Source organism: Rhodococcus sp. NPDC004095, assembly GCF_053604015.1.
Map to the genome: position 1 here is coordinate 658,133 of NZ_JBSGGS010000002.1, position 15,464 is coordinate 673,596.

Below are 15,464 nucleotides of genomic sequence, written 5' to 3' on the forward strand. Positions count from 1 at the left end.
CCGAATCACCAAGGACGACAGATGGATTTCTCACGGGTCGAGCTGTCCAAGGAACATCACGACTTCCTCGAGGAGGTCCGCTCGTTCCTCGCGACACACGTGACCGACGAGGTGCGCCGCCGCGACCGCGAGACCGGCGACAACTTCGACGAGGGCGTGCACCTGGCGATGGGCGCCGCGGGCTACCTCGAGCGCGAGTACCGCTCGGAGACCGAGGGCGGTTTCGACCGGATCCAGCGCCGGATCTGGGAACAGGAGAAGCGGCGCGTGCACGTGCCGTGGGTGACCTGGGGTACGACCTCGATCGTGGCGCGGTCGGTGGAGCGATTCGGCAGCCCGGAACTGCGCGAGGAGGTGCTGCCCGGCGTCTTCAGCGGCCACGTGCGCCTGTGTCTGGGCTACACCGAACCCGAAGGCGGCTCGGACGTCGCGACCTGCAAGACCCGCGCCGTCCGGGACCGCGACAGCTGGGTGATCAACGGCTCCAAGATGTTCACCACCGGCGCGCACAACAGCCGGTACGTCTTCCTCATCACCAACACCGACGCGGACGCGCGCAAGCACAAGAGCCTGACCATGTTCCTGGTCCCGCTGGACACCCCGGGCATCGAGATCCAGGGCCTGCGCACCGTCGACGGTGACCGCACGAACATCACCTACTACAGCGACATCCGGGTCGACGACAGGTATCGGCTCGGCGAGGTCAACGAGGGCTGGGCCGTGCTGCGCGGCCCCCTGGACACCGAGCACGGCGTCGTCGACGCCGACACCGACGGACTGCAGGACGTGTCGATCCTCCAGCACCAGGGCCTGGAGATGGCGGCGGTCGTGGACCGCGCCGCGGGTCTGCTCGGCCTGCCCGATCCGGCGGGCCGCCGGGGCCTCGACGACAGCTCGGTCGCCCAGCGGTTCGGCCGATCCGCCGCCCGCGTCGAGGCCGCGCTCGCGACTCCGAACATGTACGGCCGGGTGGCACTGGCCCAGGCGATGCGTGACGTGGCCCCAGACCTGATGGACGTGCTCGGCACCGCGGCACTGCTGCCGATCGACGCCGAGGGGGCCGCCGATGCCGGCGGCGCCGAGCACCTCTACCGCTGGGCGCCGCTGTGCGGCATCTACGGCGGCACGCTCGAGGTCTTCCGCAACATGATCGCCCAGCACGCGCTCGGCCTCGGTCGAGCGCACTACTGAGGACCGCCGATGAGCGTCCGGGTGCAGCGCGAGGGGTCGGTGCTGGTCGTCACGCTCGACCGCCCCGACCGGCACAACGCCCTCGACTCGGCGACAGTGACCGGCCTGGGCCTGGCGCTGGCCGCCGCGGAGTCCGACGACGCCGTGGCGGCCGTCGTGCTCACGGGAGCCGGCGAACGCACCTTCTGTTCGGGTCTCGATCTCGAGGAGTTCTCCCGGACCCGGTCCGCGCCGCGGGCCACCGACGGTCCGGGTCTGGCGGCGCTGCTGAACCGGACGTACCCGAAGCCGCTGGTCGCCGCCGCCAACGGCAGCGCCTTCGCCGCGGGCCTCGAACTGCTGCTCGCCTGCGATCTGGTGGTGGCCGCCGAGCACGCCGAGTTCGGGATCCCCGAGGTCCGGCGCGGCCTCGTCGCCGCAGGCGGCGGCATCGTCCATCTCGCACGTCGGCTACCGCTGGCGGTCGCCCTGGAGATGGGGCTGACCGGCGCCTCGCTCGACGCCGCCCGCGCCCACGCGCTCGGCCTGGTGAACCGCGTGGTGCCGGGTGCCGAGGTCGGCGCGGAGGCACTCCGATTGGCGAACGCCGTCGCCGCGAACGCGCCGCTCGCGGTCCGGTTCACCAAGGAACACATGTACGGCGCGCTGGACTGCACCCAGGAGGAGGCGCGGCGAGCGGTCCAGCAGAGTCTGCCCGCGATCGTCTCGAGCGCCGACGCCGCGGAGGGAGCCCGCGCGTTCGCCGAGAGGCGTCCACCCGTCTGGGCGGGCCGATGATCAACTGCACCAGCGTCGAAAGGTCCTGAACCAGTGAAGAGCCCGTTGGACATGTTCGATCTCACCGGCCGGGTCGCGCTGGTGACCGGATCGACGCGCGGCTTGGGCCGAGCGATCGTCGAGGGATTCGCCGGCGCCGGGGCGTCGGTGGTGGTCAGCGGCCGTGACCAGGAGCGGTGCGACGAGGCCGCGGCCCGGATCCGGGACATCACCGGCACCGAGACGTTCGCCGTCGCCTGGCACGCTTCCGACTGGGACGGCGCCCAGGAGGTGGTGGACCGGATCGTCGACCGGTTCGGCCGAATCGACGTGCTGGTGAACAACGCGGGCATCAACCCCGCCGGCCAGAGTGCCGCCGGCGTGTCGCTTCCGTTGTGGCGCAAGGTGTTCAGCGTTAACCTCGAAGGTCCCCTGCGGATGAGCCAGTGCGTCGCGCCGGTGATGCGGGACGGCGGCGGGGGCAGCATCGTGAACATCGCCTCGATGGCGGCCTACGCCTCGGACTCCGCGTCCGTCGCGTACGGCGCCTCCAAGGCCGCCCTCAAGCACCTGACCGTGACGATGTCGGGCGAGTGGGCGTCGTGGGGCGTGCGGGTGAATCTGCTCAGTCCCGGGCCGTTCGCGACCGACATGGTGCTCGGCGCCGAACGGCACAAGCCTGGTTTCATCGCATCGGTCGCCCGGTCGATCCCCCAGGACCGTGTCGCCGACGTCGCCGAGATCGTCGGTCCCGCGCTGTATCTGGCCAGCGACGCGTCGTCCTACGTGACCGGCGACGACATCATGGTCAGCGGCGGCATGCGCAAGTGACGTCGGGCCCTAGGTCGTGACCGGGCCGGACGGCGCAGGTCGCGTGCCGGGTTCCTGGGTCGGCATCCGGTTCGGGGGCACCGGGTACGGAACCCCCTTGCCGAGGCTGCCTGCCGCCATGTTCGGCCCGCACTGCGCGATCGCGTTCTGCGCTCCGGGACGCGGGTCGGCCAGCGCCGGCTTGCCCACGTCCGGCGGGGCGGCGAAGTTGAAAGCCGAGGTCATGTCGCCGACGGTGGCGCGCCGCCAGGCTGTCAGGTTCGGCACCGGTGCACCGAACCGTGTCTCCAGCAGCCGCAACTGGGAGGTGTGGTCGAACACCTCCGAGGCGATCAGCCCGCCACGGCTGTACGGCGACACGACCAGTGCGGGTACCCGATAGCCAAGCCCGATCGGTCCCGCGACGCCATTCGCTGATGACACGGAGTCCAGTGGAACGGTCAGGAACTCCCCGGGCGTCCCCGGCGGGGGCGTCGGCGGCGTGACGTGATCGAAGAAGCCGCCGTGCTCGTCGTACGAGATGATCAGCGCGGTCTTCGCCCAGACGTCCGGGTTCGACGTGAGGATGTCCAGCAGTTCCACGAACCCGGCCGCGCCGAATGCCGGCGGCAGTGCCGGATGCTCACAGTTGAGCAGGGACGGAATCACCCACGACACCGCGGGCAGGGTTCCGGCCGCCACATCGGCTCGGAAGTCGTGCGGATAGGTGGGTGCGATGCCTTTCCGCGCCAGTGCAGAATTGGGGTCCCGAGCCTGCGTGAAGCAGCCCATCATCCCGTCCAGCGCGACCGAGGAGGCCGGGCCGAGGTCCCTGTTGTTGTAGATCTTCCAGCTCACGCCGGCCTCTTCGAGGCTCTCCGGGTACGTCTTCCACGAGTAGACGAACTTCGGGATCACCGTCGGTGTCTCCACGAGCGGTCCACCGGCCAGCCCGTCCGGATCGATGGTTCCGCTCATCCAGTACAGCCGATTGGGGTCGGTCGGGCCGAGAACGGAGCAGTGGTAGTTGTCGCACAGCGTGAACGCGTCGGCGAGTTGGTGGTGGATGGGAATGTCGTCCCGGGTGTAGTAGCCCATCGCCGCCGCGGCGTTGCCGACCCCAACCGAGGCGATGGACATCGGCATCCACCGGTCGTTGGCTCCGTTGTTCCACGCCTGGTGCGTGCCCGCCCACGAGTGGTCGGGATCGTTGATGCACTCGCCGTCCAGGGACGTGCCCCGTGTCGTGTCGAGACGGAACGGATTGACGAATCCGTTCGGGTCCTCGCCGCGTCCGGGCGAGTAGCCGTACTGATTCCACGCCGCGGACGGTTCGTCGAAGCCCCGTCCGCCCGAGAGGGTGCCGAAGTAATGGTCGTACGAGCGGTTCTCCTGCATGAGCAGGACGAAGTGTTCGATGTCGTTCAGCGATCCGCGGCCGCCGCCGGACAGGTCGTGGGCCTTCGCGATGATGGGTCCGGCCCACGAGCTGAGCATCGCGACCGAACCCACGGCGGTCGCCCTGGCGAGGAACTCACGACGGGTCAGACCAGCGAACGGGCTTCCGTGCACCATGTCGCGATGCTCGCATGCGCAGTCGCGGCCCGCAAACCGAAGAGCCGGAAACTTCTTTGGCGCGCAAAGGGTTCGGTCCGAACAGTCCGATTCGGGCCGACCCTCAACGGAGAGTGAACCTTATCGGAAGATGCTTGAGGCCGCCGACGAAGGTGGTCGAGGTCAGCTCCGGCTCCCCGGTCAGCTCGATGTCGCCGAGGCGGGGCAGCAGTTCGGTGAAGAAGCTCGCGATCTCCATCCGGGCCAGTGCGGCGCCGAGGCAGAAGTGCACGCCGAATCCGAAGGCCACATGCTTGTTCGGCCTCCTGGTGATGTCGAACCGGAACGGGTTGGTGAAGATCTCCTCGTCCCGGTTGGCGGACGCGTAGGACAGGAGCACCGACTCACCGGCCGCGATGGGCACGCCACGTACCTCGGTGTCCGCGGACGCGGTTCGCATGAATGCCTTGACCGGCGTGACCCACCGGATCATCTCCTCCACGGCGGACGACATGAGTCCGGGTTCTGCCTGCAGTAGCCGGCGCTGGTCGGGATGGTCGATCAGGGCACGCATGCCGCCGGAGATGGTCGAGCTGGTTGTGTCGTGGCCGGCGGTGGCGATGATCGCGTAATAGGACACGATGTCGATGTCGCCCAGCAGTTCGCCGTCGATCTTCGCGTTGGCGATGGTGGAGGCGAGGTCCGAGGTCGGCGTCTCGCGCCGGGACGCCGTGAGTGCGGTGAAGTACGCGAACATGTCCAGCAGCCCGGCCATCTGCTCCTCGGGGCTCGCGCTGCGCTGCATCTCCGCGTCCTCCGAGCCGACGAGCTCCTGGGTGAGCTTCAGCATCCGGGGGAAGTCGCCCTGGGGCAGACCGAGCAGCGACATGATCACGTACAGCGGGTAGTTGACCGCGATCTCCTGCACGAAGTCGCATTCGCCGCCGGTGTCGCGCAGCCGGTCGACGTGGATCCGCGCGAGTTCGTCCACCCGGACCTTCATCTCGCGCAGCGCCTTCGGGGTGAACCAGTCGGCGGCGACGGCACGCATCAGTCGGTGCTCGGGGTCGTCCATGTGGATCAGCGTCCGGATCTGCGCCTGTTCCTGCAGTTCGTCCTGCTCGGCGCGCATCAGCACCGGCCGGGGCGAGTTGGTGAACAGCTCGTTGGCCCGTTCGACCGCCATCACGTCGTCGTGCTTGGTGATCGCGTGGAAGGGCCGGTAGGCGGGCGCCTCGACCCGTGCAACGGGGTCGTGGGCGCGCAGGTACGCAAGTGCCCGGTGCAGTCGGTCCTCGTCCGCGTACGCGGTGGGGTCGGCGACGGTCAGTGCGGCCGACCGGCGCGCGGCGGCGGTCACTTCGTCCGCGGACGCCTCGGCGGGATCGTTGGTGGTCGGTGTGCTCACGGTCGACTCCCTGGGAATGTGGCGCGTCCGAGTCCGAGGACGTGCTGGGCGATCATGTTTCGGAACACGTCGACGGTGCCGCCGTAGATGCCGACCAGCGGCGCCCAGCGGTACAGGTGTTCGGTGGCTCCGTCGTCGGCGGCACCGTCGGCGCCGGAGGTCAGTGCGGCCGCCGGACCGAGGGCGTCCATCAGCTCGGGGACGCTCTCGCGCATCGTCTGCGCGATCGCGACCCTGCCGAAGATGCCGGGTGTGCTCAGTGCGGCCTCGATCCGCGCGTGGGCTCGGCCGAGACGCGCGGCGGTCGCCGCGTCGTCCAGCGGCCGGTGACCGTCCCGGCCGGGGCGGGACGCGAGACCCACCGCACAATCCGCGGCCTCGGCCATCGTCACCCCGAAGTTGGTCATTGTGGTGATGTCGGACAGGCCGGGCGAGTCGGCCTCCGCCGCACCGTGTTCCGCCGCGAGCGGCCCCATCAGTACCTGCCACCCACCGTCCACCTCTCCGAGGCGGTACCGGTCGGCGAGCCGGATGCCTTCGTAGAAGGTGATGTTGGTGCGTTCGCCGTCGACGGTGCGCAGGCCGTCGACGCGCAGGCCCGGTGTGTCCGTGGGCACCAGGAACATCGTCAGGTTCCGGTGCCGGCGCCCGTCGGGATTCGTGTTGGTCAGCAGGAAGATGTACCGGCTGTTCTGCGCGCCGGTGGTGAACATCTTCTGTCCCGTGATCACCCAGTCGTCGCCGTCCCGGACTGCGCGGGTACGGACCGTCGCGATGTCGGAGCCACCCTCGGGCTCTGTGTATCCCATCGCGAACAGAATCTCTCCGGTGTACACGCCGGAGAGGACCTCATCGAGCAATTCGGGAGATCCGAACTGGCGCACCGCTTGCAGGATCATGACGGTCGCGCCCCAATTCTCCATGGGCAGATGGGCGCGGCGCCGTTCGAGATCCCAGATTCGACGTCGGATCTGCGGGTATCCACCCTGGCTCGGGCTCAGCGTCTCGGGTTCGAGCCAGCCCTGTGCGCCGAGCGCGCGGTGCACCTCCTCGATGTGGCCGTCACCGGTCGCGAGTTCGGCGTGTAGCCGGTCCTCGGTCACGTGCTCGGAGAGGAACGCGCGCGCCCGATCACGGAACTCGCGATCGGGCGGTGCCAGGTCGACCAGGGAGAAGTCCATACTGCTCCGTCCACGTCCGACGCCGCCGAGGCATGGATTGGGCTCGTGAAACTACGGCGTTTTCTTACAGTGAGCCTTACCGTACCGCTCTCCGGTCATGCCGACAAGACGCGACCACGGATGTGCGCCCTCAGCTCGACTCGACGGAACCGCTTGCATTCCAGTCCATCCCAGCGGGGACCGTCATCCGGTGGATCATTTCGACGACCAGGTCGACCATCTCCCCTGCCGCAACCGCGACCGTCTGCGACGCCGCCGCATACCAGGCCCGATCGAGCAGGCCCAGGGCCGCAACCCCGACCACCTCGGGTGAGTGCACCGACTCCGCCGAGTTCGCGGAACTGCCCAGCAGCGCCTGCCCGAGAATCCACGCCACCCGGGTCTGCATGCGGGTGTTGCCGATCCGGAAGTCGTCGTCGTCCGGCGCGGAGACCGTGGCCGCCATCGCGAAAGCGCCGTGCCGATCCATGTACGCGAAGTACGCCTCGACAAATCGGCGAACGTCCTCGATCCGACGCGGTTCGGGGAAGCCGTTCCACAGGGCGAGGACCGCGCGCAGGTCCCGGTACGCGTTGTCGCCGAGCACCCCGAAGATCTCGCGCTTGTCCTTGAAATAGGTGTAGAAGCCGGCGCGGGAGATCCCGCACGCATCGGTGATCGCACCCACGGCCGTGCCGGCGTAGCCGCGCTCGAGGAACAGCTGACGGCCGGCGTCGAGGATGGCTGCCCTGGTGCGGTCGGCCCGGCCCCCGGATGCGGTGGTGCCGGATTCGGGCGTGCCGGATTCCATGGCGGGACTCATGCCCGAAGCATACTTGACGGAAGTGTCAATACTTCCCGTTCTGTATCGCTGTTGACTACAAATCCGCTTGTCAAAGTCGTTGACAGTTGTGTCAAGTCGTGTCAGCCTGAGGGAGCGGACACGGCCACGCCCCGCGTCCCCGAGCACCTTTCGAAACTCCGGATCCCACACCCCACACGTCACGCAAACCGACGTGTCGCACAGGAGAATTCCGTTGACCCAGATCCCCACTCCGCCCCAGTCCGCCGGTCCGTCCCAGTTCACTGCGGCGCCGATATTCGACGCAGACCAGCACATGTACGAGACCGCGGAGTCGCTGACGAGGTACCTGCCAGAGCGCTACTCGCAGGCCGTGCAGTTCGTGACCGTCGGCCGCCACACCCGCATCGCCATTAACGGCCGGATCACGGACTTCATCCCGAATCCGACCTTCGACCGCGTCGCCGCCCCCGGTGCTCACGAGAAGTTCTTCGCAGGCGAGAACGTCGAGGGCCTGACGTTGCGCGAGATGCAGGGCAAGGCGATCGACGCACCCGCGGCAACCCGCAATCCGGAGGACCGGCTCGCCGAGCTCGACCGGCAGGGCGTCCGGGAGGCCCTCGTCTACCCCACCCTGGCCAGCCTTGTCGAACACTCGGCCGCCGACGATCCCGAGCTCACCGTCGCGATCATCCACGCACTCAACCGCTGGATGCTCGAGCACTGGACCTACGACTACCGCGACCGCGTCTTCAGCACACCGATCATCAACTGCTCCGAGGTGGACGCCGCCCGCCGTGAACTGGCGTTCGTGCTCGAGAACGGTGCGCGGGCGGTGCTGATCAAGCCGGCTCCGGTCAAGGGTCTGCACGGCTGGCGCTCTCCCGCGCTGCCCGAGTTCGACCCGTTCTGGCGCGAGGTGGAGGAGGCGGGAGTGCCCGTCGTGCTGCACGCCAGCCAGCCCCCGCTCACCGAGTACGTGAACATGTGGGAACCCCCGCACACGACCAACTTCATGGCGATGAGCGCCTTCCGCTGGCTCACCCTGGGCCACCGCGAGATCTCGGACATGATCGGCAGCCTGATCTGCCACGGCACCCTCACCCGGTTCCCGGAGCTGCGCGTCGCCAGTGTCGAGAACGGCAGTTCCTGGATCCATCCGCTGTTCCACGATCTCGAGGACCTGACCCGCAAGATGCCGCAGAACTTCGAGGAGAACCCACTGGAGGTCTTCCGCCGGAACATCTGGGTGAGCCCGTTCTGGGAGGGCTCGGTGTCCGACGTCGTCGACACGGTCGGCTGGGACCGAGTGCTATTCGGATCGGACTACCCGCACCCCGAGGGCCTTCCGGAGCCGAAGGGCTACTGGAGGTACGCCGAGGGCATGGACGAGCGCCGGACCTACGACTTCATGGGCGACAACGCGCGGCGCTTCATGGGTCTGCCGATCGCCAATCCCGATCCCGGGGCCGTGCGTCCGCCCGCCGTTGCCGCGCACTGACCCGAACCCCGCCGGGGCCCGCTCAGGTCGGCGCGTCGGATCTACCGGCCGAAGCTCCGTCCGAGCAGATCCGGACCCCGGCCAGGATCCAGCCGATGGTCATCGCCAGGTTGCCGGCCATCCCGGCCGCCTCATCGGAGACCTCGGGCGCCGGGTCGCGCATCGCACGCACCTCGACGATCGCGTGGTTGACCGTGACGTTGGCGAGCGAGCGGCAGCACTCGACCGCGGTGCCCCGCGGAATTCCTTCACGCAGAGCCACTTTGACGAGCTCGTTGACGTAGTCCACGATGACACGCCGGTCGGCGAAGGTCATCAGCTCGGTCAGGAAGGGGTGTTCGCGCAGTGTCTCCCGCAGGGCCAGGCACCACTGCAGCGCCGTCTCGTCCCAGCTCTCGTACTGGCGGAACTCGAAGGTCAGCTGCGAGAAGTGCCGGGCGACCAGCGCGCGGATCAGCGCGTCCCGGTTCCCGACCTGCTGGTACAGGGTGCGGGTGGAGATCCTCAGGTCCGCGGCGAGACGGCGGACGCCGAGGGCGTCGACACCCTCGGCGTCGAGCAGTTCGAGCGCCCGGTCGAGTATCACCTCCGCCGGGATCAGCGGTTTCGCCATCGCTCGGTTATACCGCACGGGGCGACGCCGGCGGCCCCCGTCCAGCGTCCGCCGCTCCGAATCACCCTTCACGACAACCGATCCGGACCGTGTCCACCGGTGGCCACCCTTGTGCCCGCGTCGCGGCCCTGGTACAACCACGGTAAAACCACACCGTTTTCTCAATCCCGAACCCGCCGGAACACCGTGCCACCGGATCGTCGGGATCCGCGTGTCACCGGCCACCGGCACCGCCGGATCACACCGTGGTCCGCTCCCCGCGTGAGGAAGGGCGATCGTGAGCAACGCGCACACCTGGGACGACACCCTCGACGACCTGAACCACCGGCGCCGCCGCAGCTACGAGATGGGCGGACCGGAACGGGTCGCGAAACACAACGCGAAGGGCAAACTCGACGCCCGCGCGCGGATCGACCACCTCCTCGACGACGGGTCCTTCCAGGAGTTCGGCACCCTGGTCGGCGGCGACGTGCCGGCGGACGCCCTGGTCGCCGGCTCCGGCCTGATCGACGGACGGCCGGTGCTCGTCGGCGCCGAGGACTTCACCACGATGGCCGGAACCATCGCCCCGGGCAGCAATTCCAAGCGTTACCGCCTGGCAGAACTCGCCGTTCGCACCAAGTCACCGCTGATCATGCTGCTCGAGGGGGCGGGCTTCCGTCCGACCGGAAACCACTACGGGCGCACCCCGACCGACCTGCTGGCACAGGCGCGCTGCTCGGGCAAGGTGCCCACCGTCGCCGCGGTGCTCGGACCGTCCGCGGGTCACGGCGCACTGGTCGCGCCGGTCAGTGACTTCTCGGTGATGAGCAGGCAGGGGGCCATCTTCACCGCCGGCCCGCCGGTGGTCCGGGAGTCGACCGGCGAGGAGGTCACCAAGGAGGACCTCGGCGGACCGGGGGTGGCGCTGCCGAGCGGCGTGATCCACAACGTGGCCGAGGACGACGCGGCGGCCCTGGACACGATTCGCCGGTACCTGTCGTACTTCCCGTCCAGTGCCTGGTCGTATCCGCCGTCCTTCCTTGCCGACGACGAGGCCGCCCCGCGCGAGACACCGGAGCTGCTCGACATCGTCTCTCGGGACAACCGTTCCGTGTACGACATGCACACCGTGATCGACGCGGTCTTCGACACCCCGGACTGGCTGGAGATCCAGCCCGAGTTCGGCCGCGCGGTGATCTGCGGACTCGCGCACCTGGGCGGGCACCCGGTGGCGGTGGTGGCCAACCAGCCGACTGTCCTCGCCGGCTCGATCGATTCGGATGCCGCCGACAAGGCCGCCCATTTCATCACCGTGGCCGACTCGTTCCACCTGCCGATCGTGTTCCTCACCGACAACCCGGGCATGCTGCCCGGCAGCGACTCCGAGCGGGCAGGCGTGCTGCGCAGCGGCGCCCGAATGTTTGCCGCGCAGACCTGCGCGACGACCCTGAAACTGCACCTGACGCTGCGCAAGGCCTACGGCTTCGGCTCGATGGTGATGTCCCTGCTCGGGTACGACGACCAGGTCGCCACCTTCGCCTACCCCGGTGCCACCATGGGCGCGATGAGCGCGGCGGCGTTGAGTCTGTCCTCGAAGGCCGAGGACGACGTCGCCGCCTCCCTGCGGGAGATGGAGCTGCAGGCGTCGTACTTCTCGGCCGAGCACATGGGCTTCGACGAGATGATCTCCCCGGTCGAGACCCGGAACCGCCTGCTGGCCGCCCTGCAGCGGGGCCTCTACAGCAGGCAGGCGGCCGCCGAACCGGTGGCCCGCACGGTCATCACGCCGTAACGCCTTCCCCGGCATCACCAGAAGCGTTATCGTAAGGTCTACAGTATTGGACTCGCGAAGGAGCTCAGTGTGGACAAGAACGACATGATCCTGATCAGCGTCGACGACCACATCATCGAACCGCCGGACATGTTCGAAAACCACCTGGCGGCCAAGTACAAGGACGACGCCCCCCGCCTGATCCACATGGAGAACGGCACCGACGTCTGGAAGTTCCGTGACCGGGTCATCCCCAATGTGGCCCTCAACGCGGTCGCCGGCCGCCCCAAGGAGGAGTACGGCCTCGAACCCGAGGGACTCGATGAGATCCGTCCCGGCTGCTACGACGTCCACGAGCGGGTCAAGGACATGAACGCGGGCGGCGTGCTCGCATCGATGAACTTCCCGTCCTTCCCAGGTTTCGCGGCGCGCCTGTTCGCCACCGAGGACAGCGACTTCTCCCTGGCACTGGTGCAGGCCTACAACGACTGGCACATCGACGAGTGGTGCGGGGCCTACCCGGGCCGGTTCATCCCGATGGCGCTGCCGGTGATCTGGGACGCCGAACTCTGCGCGCAGGAGGTGCGCCGGGTCGCGAAGAAGGGCGTCCACTCGCTCACCTTCTCCGAGAACCCCGCCGCGCTCGGCTACCCGAGCTTCCACGACGAGTACTGGAATCCGCTGTGGAAGGCCCTCGTCGACACCGACACCGTGCTCAGCGTTCACATCGGCTCGTCCGGCCGGCTGTCCATCCCGTCGACCGACTCGCCGCCGGACGTGATGATCACCCTCCAGCCGATGAACATCGTCTCGGCGGCGTCCGACCTCCTGTGGTCGCGCCCGGTCAAGGACCACCCCGACCTGAAGATCGCGCTCTCCGAGGGCGGCACCGGGTGGATCCCCTATTTCCTCGAGCGGGTCGACCGGACCTTCGAGATGCACTCGACGTGGACGCTGCAGGACTTCGGCGGCAAGCTTCCGAGTGAGGTCTTCCGGGAGCACTTCCTCACCTGCTTCATCAGCGATCCGCTCGGCGTGAATCTGAGGCACCGCATCGGCATCGACAACATCGCGTGGGAGATGGACTATCCGCACAGCGACTCGATGTGGCCGGACGGGCCCGAGGAACTCGGCGAAGTCATGAACGCCGAGTCCGTACCGAAGGACGAGGTCGACAAGATGACGCACCTGAACGCGATGCGCTGGTACAGCTTCGACCCGTTCAGCCACGTCCCGCGGGAGCAGGCCACCGTCGGCGCCCTGCGCGCGGCGGCCGCGGGCCACGACATCAGCGTCCAGGCCCGCAGCCACCACCAGACGGACGCCGCGGACAAGGTTGCCGCGTTCCAGACCCAGATCCGGGCCGCCGTTGGCCACAGCGCGTCCAAATAGCAGAAGCGCCCCGGACACAGCTCCGGACAGGTGGCGGCCGGTCCGAAACAGGACCGGCCGCCACCTCGTTCATCGCAGGCCCACGAGAATCCTGTCGATCGCGCTGCCGGAGAGCGACTTCGGCAGACCGGGCACCACCCTGTCGTAGAGGCCCTCACAGCGCCGGCGCAGCAGCGCGGGGATCTCGTCGACCTGGCCCACGACAGCGATGGTCTCCAGCATCTCGTCGTCGATCAGCCCGGCCATGGCCTCCCAGTCACCCTGCTTCGAGAGGGTGTGCAGCTCGGTGTGCAGGTCGCCCCAGCCGTGCAGGTCGAGCACGCCGCGGTAGGCGGGCGTCGAGCCGTAGAACGCGATCTGGCGCCGCACCGCCGCCGCGACCGCCGCGTACTCGGCCTCGTCCTCGCCGGTCACCACGAACACCGGTCCGGCCAGCTCGAACTCGTCGCGTGTCCGACCGGAGCGCTCGAGCCCGCCGTCGACCGTCGGGCGGGTCACCTCCTCGACGTACCGCCGGGTGCCGAAGGGGTGCACGAGCAGCCCGTCGGCGATCTCGCCGCACAGCCCGGTCATCGCCTCCCCCACGGCCGCAAGCAGGATGCGTGGCGTCGGCTGGGCGGACGGCTCGGGAGTGAACATCGGCGTCATGATCTTGTGGGTGTAGAACTCCCCCTCGAAGCGCAGCGGCGTCCCGTCCCGCCAGCAGGACCAGATCGCGTGCAGCGCGTCGACGAATTCGCGCATCCTGCCGACCGGCCGGCTCCACGGCATGGAGAAGCGCTTCTCGACGTGCGGCCGGATCTGCGTCCCGAGGCCGAGACAGAAGCGGCCCCGGGAGTAGTCCTGCAGGTCCCAGGCCAATCCGGCGATCGCCATCGGATTGCGGGCGAACGCGACGGCGATGTTGGTACCCAGGCTCAGGCGCTCGGTGTGCTCGGCGGCCAGGACCAGCGGCAGGAAGGGATCGTGGTTGGTCTCCCCAACCCAGCACCCGTCGTAACCCCGTCGCTCGAGTTCCGCGGCCTTCGCGGGCACCTCCGCCAATCGGTTCGGGATTCCTCCGTCGATCCGGAGAGTGCGCGGGGCGCTCGTCTCCGCCGCGGCTCCGGCCAGGTCCGTGCTCATGGCTCGCCTTCTTCCGTGTGTCTGCGCGCAATGCCTCGCGGGTGGTTACTGTAATGATTACCGTATGGCATCGCAGCCATTGATTGCGGCCCACTTCGGTATCCCCCCGGCCCCACCCGCGACGAAAGGTCCGAGCGTTGAGATACGTCCTCGAATACCCCAGCGAACTGCCATCCGCGCCGGACGATTTCCTGCGTCCCGACGTCATCCGCGCGGTGGCCACGGCCGCGGAGTCGGCCGGATTCTCGGCGGTCGCCCTCAGCGAGCATCCCGCCCCCTCGCTCAAGTGGCGACGGAACGGCGGGCACAACACGCTCGACCCGGTGGCGGCGCTCGCGTTCGCCGCGGCGGTCACCACCTCGATCCGGCTGATGACGAATCTGTACGTGCTGCCCTTCCGCAGCCCGTACCTGTCCGCGAAGGCCCTCGGCAGTCTCGACATCGTCTCAGGCGGTCGCCTGATCGCCGGAGTCGGCGCGGGCTACCTGAGGTCGGAGTTCTCGGCCGTCGGCGTCGACTTCGACCGCCGTGCGGAACTGTTCGACGAGGCGCTGGCGGCACTGAACGCCATCTGGACCGACCCGCAGACCCCGGTCAGCGGAAAGGGATTCGCGGCCACCGGCGCGTTGTGGCTGCAAGCCGCGCACCAGCAGCCGCGTCCGCCCATCTGGATCGGAGGGAACTCGGACGCCGCGCTGCGCCGGGTCGTCGAGTTCGGCAACGGCTGGATGCCACTGATCACGGACCGGGCGATGGCAGCCGCCATCCGCACCCCGGCCATCGAGAACGCGGACCGCTTCAGCGAGCGACTGGGCCGGTTGCGCTCCGCCCTCGAGGCCGCCGGACGCGATCCGGAGACCATCGACGTCCAGGTGGTGTGCCCACCCGTCGACTTCGGTGACGCCGACTCGGTGCGCGCCGCCCGCGACTTCCTCCGGGACATGTCCGAGCGGGGCGCGACCTGGGCGGTCATCCACGCCGACGGGTCCACCCCGCGGGCCGCACTGGACTTCGTCGAGACGTTCGGCCGCCGGTTCGTCGACGACACGCTGTGACGGGAAAAGGTCACGAAGTTCGTCGAAATTGAGTGGAGCAGTGGTCGGCAACGGTGAAGCGGCCCCGCTGGCGCCCTCCGTGGGTCTGCCGGGGTGTGTCACCTTCCGGTGTCGCAGAAACGGCCGATTCCCGGACACGAAACCGGACGACGATGCGGCGATCGGCGACCAGCGGCCCGCTGATCGGTAGGGCGATCAGGCCGTGCTGGCGGACGTCGAGGAGTGGGGTGACTATGCGGCCACACTAGTTGTGATGTCCAGGGAGGTTGGTCCGGACTCTGTCCGGTGAGTCGAGCTGACAGGTGAAAGCCTCCGGTTGTGAAGTGGAGCTGTCTAGGAACCGC

At 68.6% G+C, this 15,464-nt stretch carries 13 protein-coding genes; 7 read left to right on the forward strand and 6 right to left on the reverse strand.

What is annotated here, in order from left to right; genetic code table 11:
* Nucleotides 1-21 precede the first annotated feature (21 nt).
* From ACWEPG_RS06095 to ACWEPG_RS06105, 3 genes are read left to right on the forward strand one after another with little or no spacing between them, the layout of a single operon-like run.
* Complete coding sequence (locus tag ACWEPG_RS06095) at nucleotides 22-1,191, forward strand: acyl-CoA dehydrogenase family protein (RefSeq protein ID WP_452594058.1); 1,170 nt, start codon at nucleotides 22-24, stop codon at nucleotides 1,189-1,191.
* A gap of 9 nt (nucleotides 1,192-1,200) precedes the next feature.
* Nucleotides 1,201-1,968 (forward strand): enoyl-CoA hydratase-related protein, encoded by a 768-nt coding sequence (locus ACWEPG_RS06100; RefSeq protein ID WP_452594059.1) that lies wholly within the window; start codon nucleotides 1,201-1,203, stop codon nucleotides 1,966-1,968.
* Between the two features lie 33 nt (nucleotides 1,969-2,001).
* Nucleotides 2,002-2,778: an SDR family NAD(P)-dependent oxidoreductase gene (locus ACWEPG_RS06105; protein ID WP_452594060.1), complete on the forward strand. Its 777-nt coding sequence runs from the start codon at nucleotides 2,002-2,004 to the stop codon at nucleotides 2,776-2,778.
* Nucleotides 2,779-2,787: 9 nt separating this feature from the next.
* Here ACWEPG_RS06105 and ACWEPG_RS06110 read toward each other — a convergent pair whose 3' ends face one another.
* The 4 genes from ACWEPG_RS06110 to ACWEPG_RS06125 all read right to left on the reverse strand — a co-directional run bounded on the left by ACWEPG_RS06110 (nucleotide 2,788) and on the right by ACWEPG_RS06125 (nucleotide 7,702).
* Nucleotides 2,788-4,332, reverse strand: coding sequence for a phospholipase C (locus ACWEPG_RS06110; protein ID WP_452594061.1), 1,545 nt, complete (start codon nucleotides 4,330-4,332; stop codon nucleotides 2,788-2,790).
* 103 nt (nucleotides 4,333-4,435) lie between these two features.
* A complete protein-coding gene (locus ACWEPG_RS06115) occupies nucleotides 4,436-5,671 on the reverse strand; it encodes a cytochrome P450 (RefSeq protein WP_452594077.1) in 1,236 nt (411 codons plus the stop codon).
* Nucleotides 5,672-5,715: 44 nt separating this feature from the next.
* A complete protein-coding gene (locus ACWEPG_RS06120; protein WP_450116551.1) occupies nucleotides 5,716-6,900 on the reverse strand; it encodes an acyl-CoA dehydrogenase family protein in 1,185 nt (394 codons plus the stop codon).
* A gap of 130 nt (nucleotides 6,901-7,030) precedes the next feature.
* Nucleotides 7,031-7,702: a TetR/AcrR family transcriptional regulator gene (locus ACWEPG_RS06125; protein WP_450116552.1), complete on the reverse strand. Its 672-nt coding sequence runs from the start codon at nucleotides 7,700-7,702 to the stop codon at nucleotides 7,031-7,033.
* A gap of 295 nt (nucleotides 7,703-7,997) precedes the next feature.
* Between ACWEPG_RS06125 and ACWEPG_RS06130 the strand changes: the two genes are divergently transcribed.
* A complete protein-coding gene (locus ACWEPG_RS06130; protein ID WP_450116558.1) occupies nucleotides 7,998-9,182 on the forward strand; it encodes an amidohydrolase family protein in 1,185 nt (394 codons plus the stop codon).
* A 22-nt stretch (nucleotides 9,183-9,204) separates the two neighbouring features.
* On the opposite strand, the gene ACWEPG_RS06135 is transcribed toward ACWEPG_RS06130, so the two are convergent.
* Entirely contained in the window at nucleotides 9,205-9,795 is a 591-nt protein-coding gene (locus tag ACWEPG_RS06135; protein ID WP_450116553.1) for a TetR/AcrR family transcriptional regulator, read from the reverse strand.
* 277 nt (nucleotides 9,796-10,072) lie between these two features.
* Here ACWEPG_RS06135 and ACWEPG_RS06140 point away from each other — a divergent pair, with 277 nt between their 5' ends.
* Entirely contained in the window at nucleotides 10,073-11,569 is a 1,497-nt protein-coding gene (locus ACWEPG_RS06140) for an acyl-CoA carboxylase subunit beta (RefSeq protein WP_450116554.1), read from the forward strand.
* A 69-nt stretch (nucleotides 11,570-11,638) separates the two neighbouring features.
* On the forward strand, nucleotides 11,639-12,940 hold the full coding sequence (locus ACWEPG_RS06145; protein ID WP_452594062.1) for an amidohydrolase family protein: 1,302 nt from the start codon (nucleotides 11,639-11,641) through the stop codon (nucleotides 12,938-12,940).
* A 69-nt stretch (nucleotides 12,941-13,009) separates the two neighbouring features.
* On the opposite strand, the gene ACWEPG_RS06150 is transcribed toward ACWEPG_RS06145, so the two are convergent.
* Entirely contained in the window at nucleotides 13,010-14,065 is a 1,056-nt protein-coding gene (locus tag ACWEPG_RS06150; RefSeq protein WP_452594063.1) for an LLM class F420-dependent oxidoreductase, read from the reverse strand.
* A gap of 137 nt (nucleotides 14,066-14,202) precedes the next feature.
* On the opposite strand from ACWEPG_RS06150, the gene ACWEPG_RS06155 reads away from it, so the two are divergent.
* Nucleotides 14,203-15,120 carry a TIGR03619 family F420-dependent LLM class oxidoreductase gene (locus ACWEPG_RS06155; protein WP_452594064.1) on the forward strand — a complete coding sequence of 306 codons (918 nt, stop codon included), beginning with the start codon at nucleotides 14,203-14,205 and terminating at the stop codon, nucleotides 15,118-15,120.
* The last annotated feature ends 344 nt before the right edge of the window (nucleotides 15,121-15,464 follow it).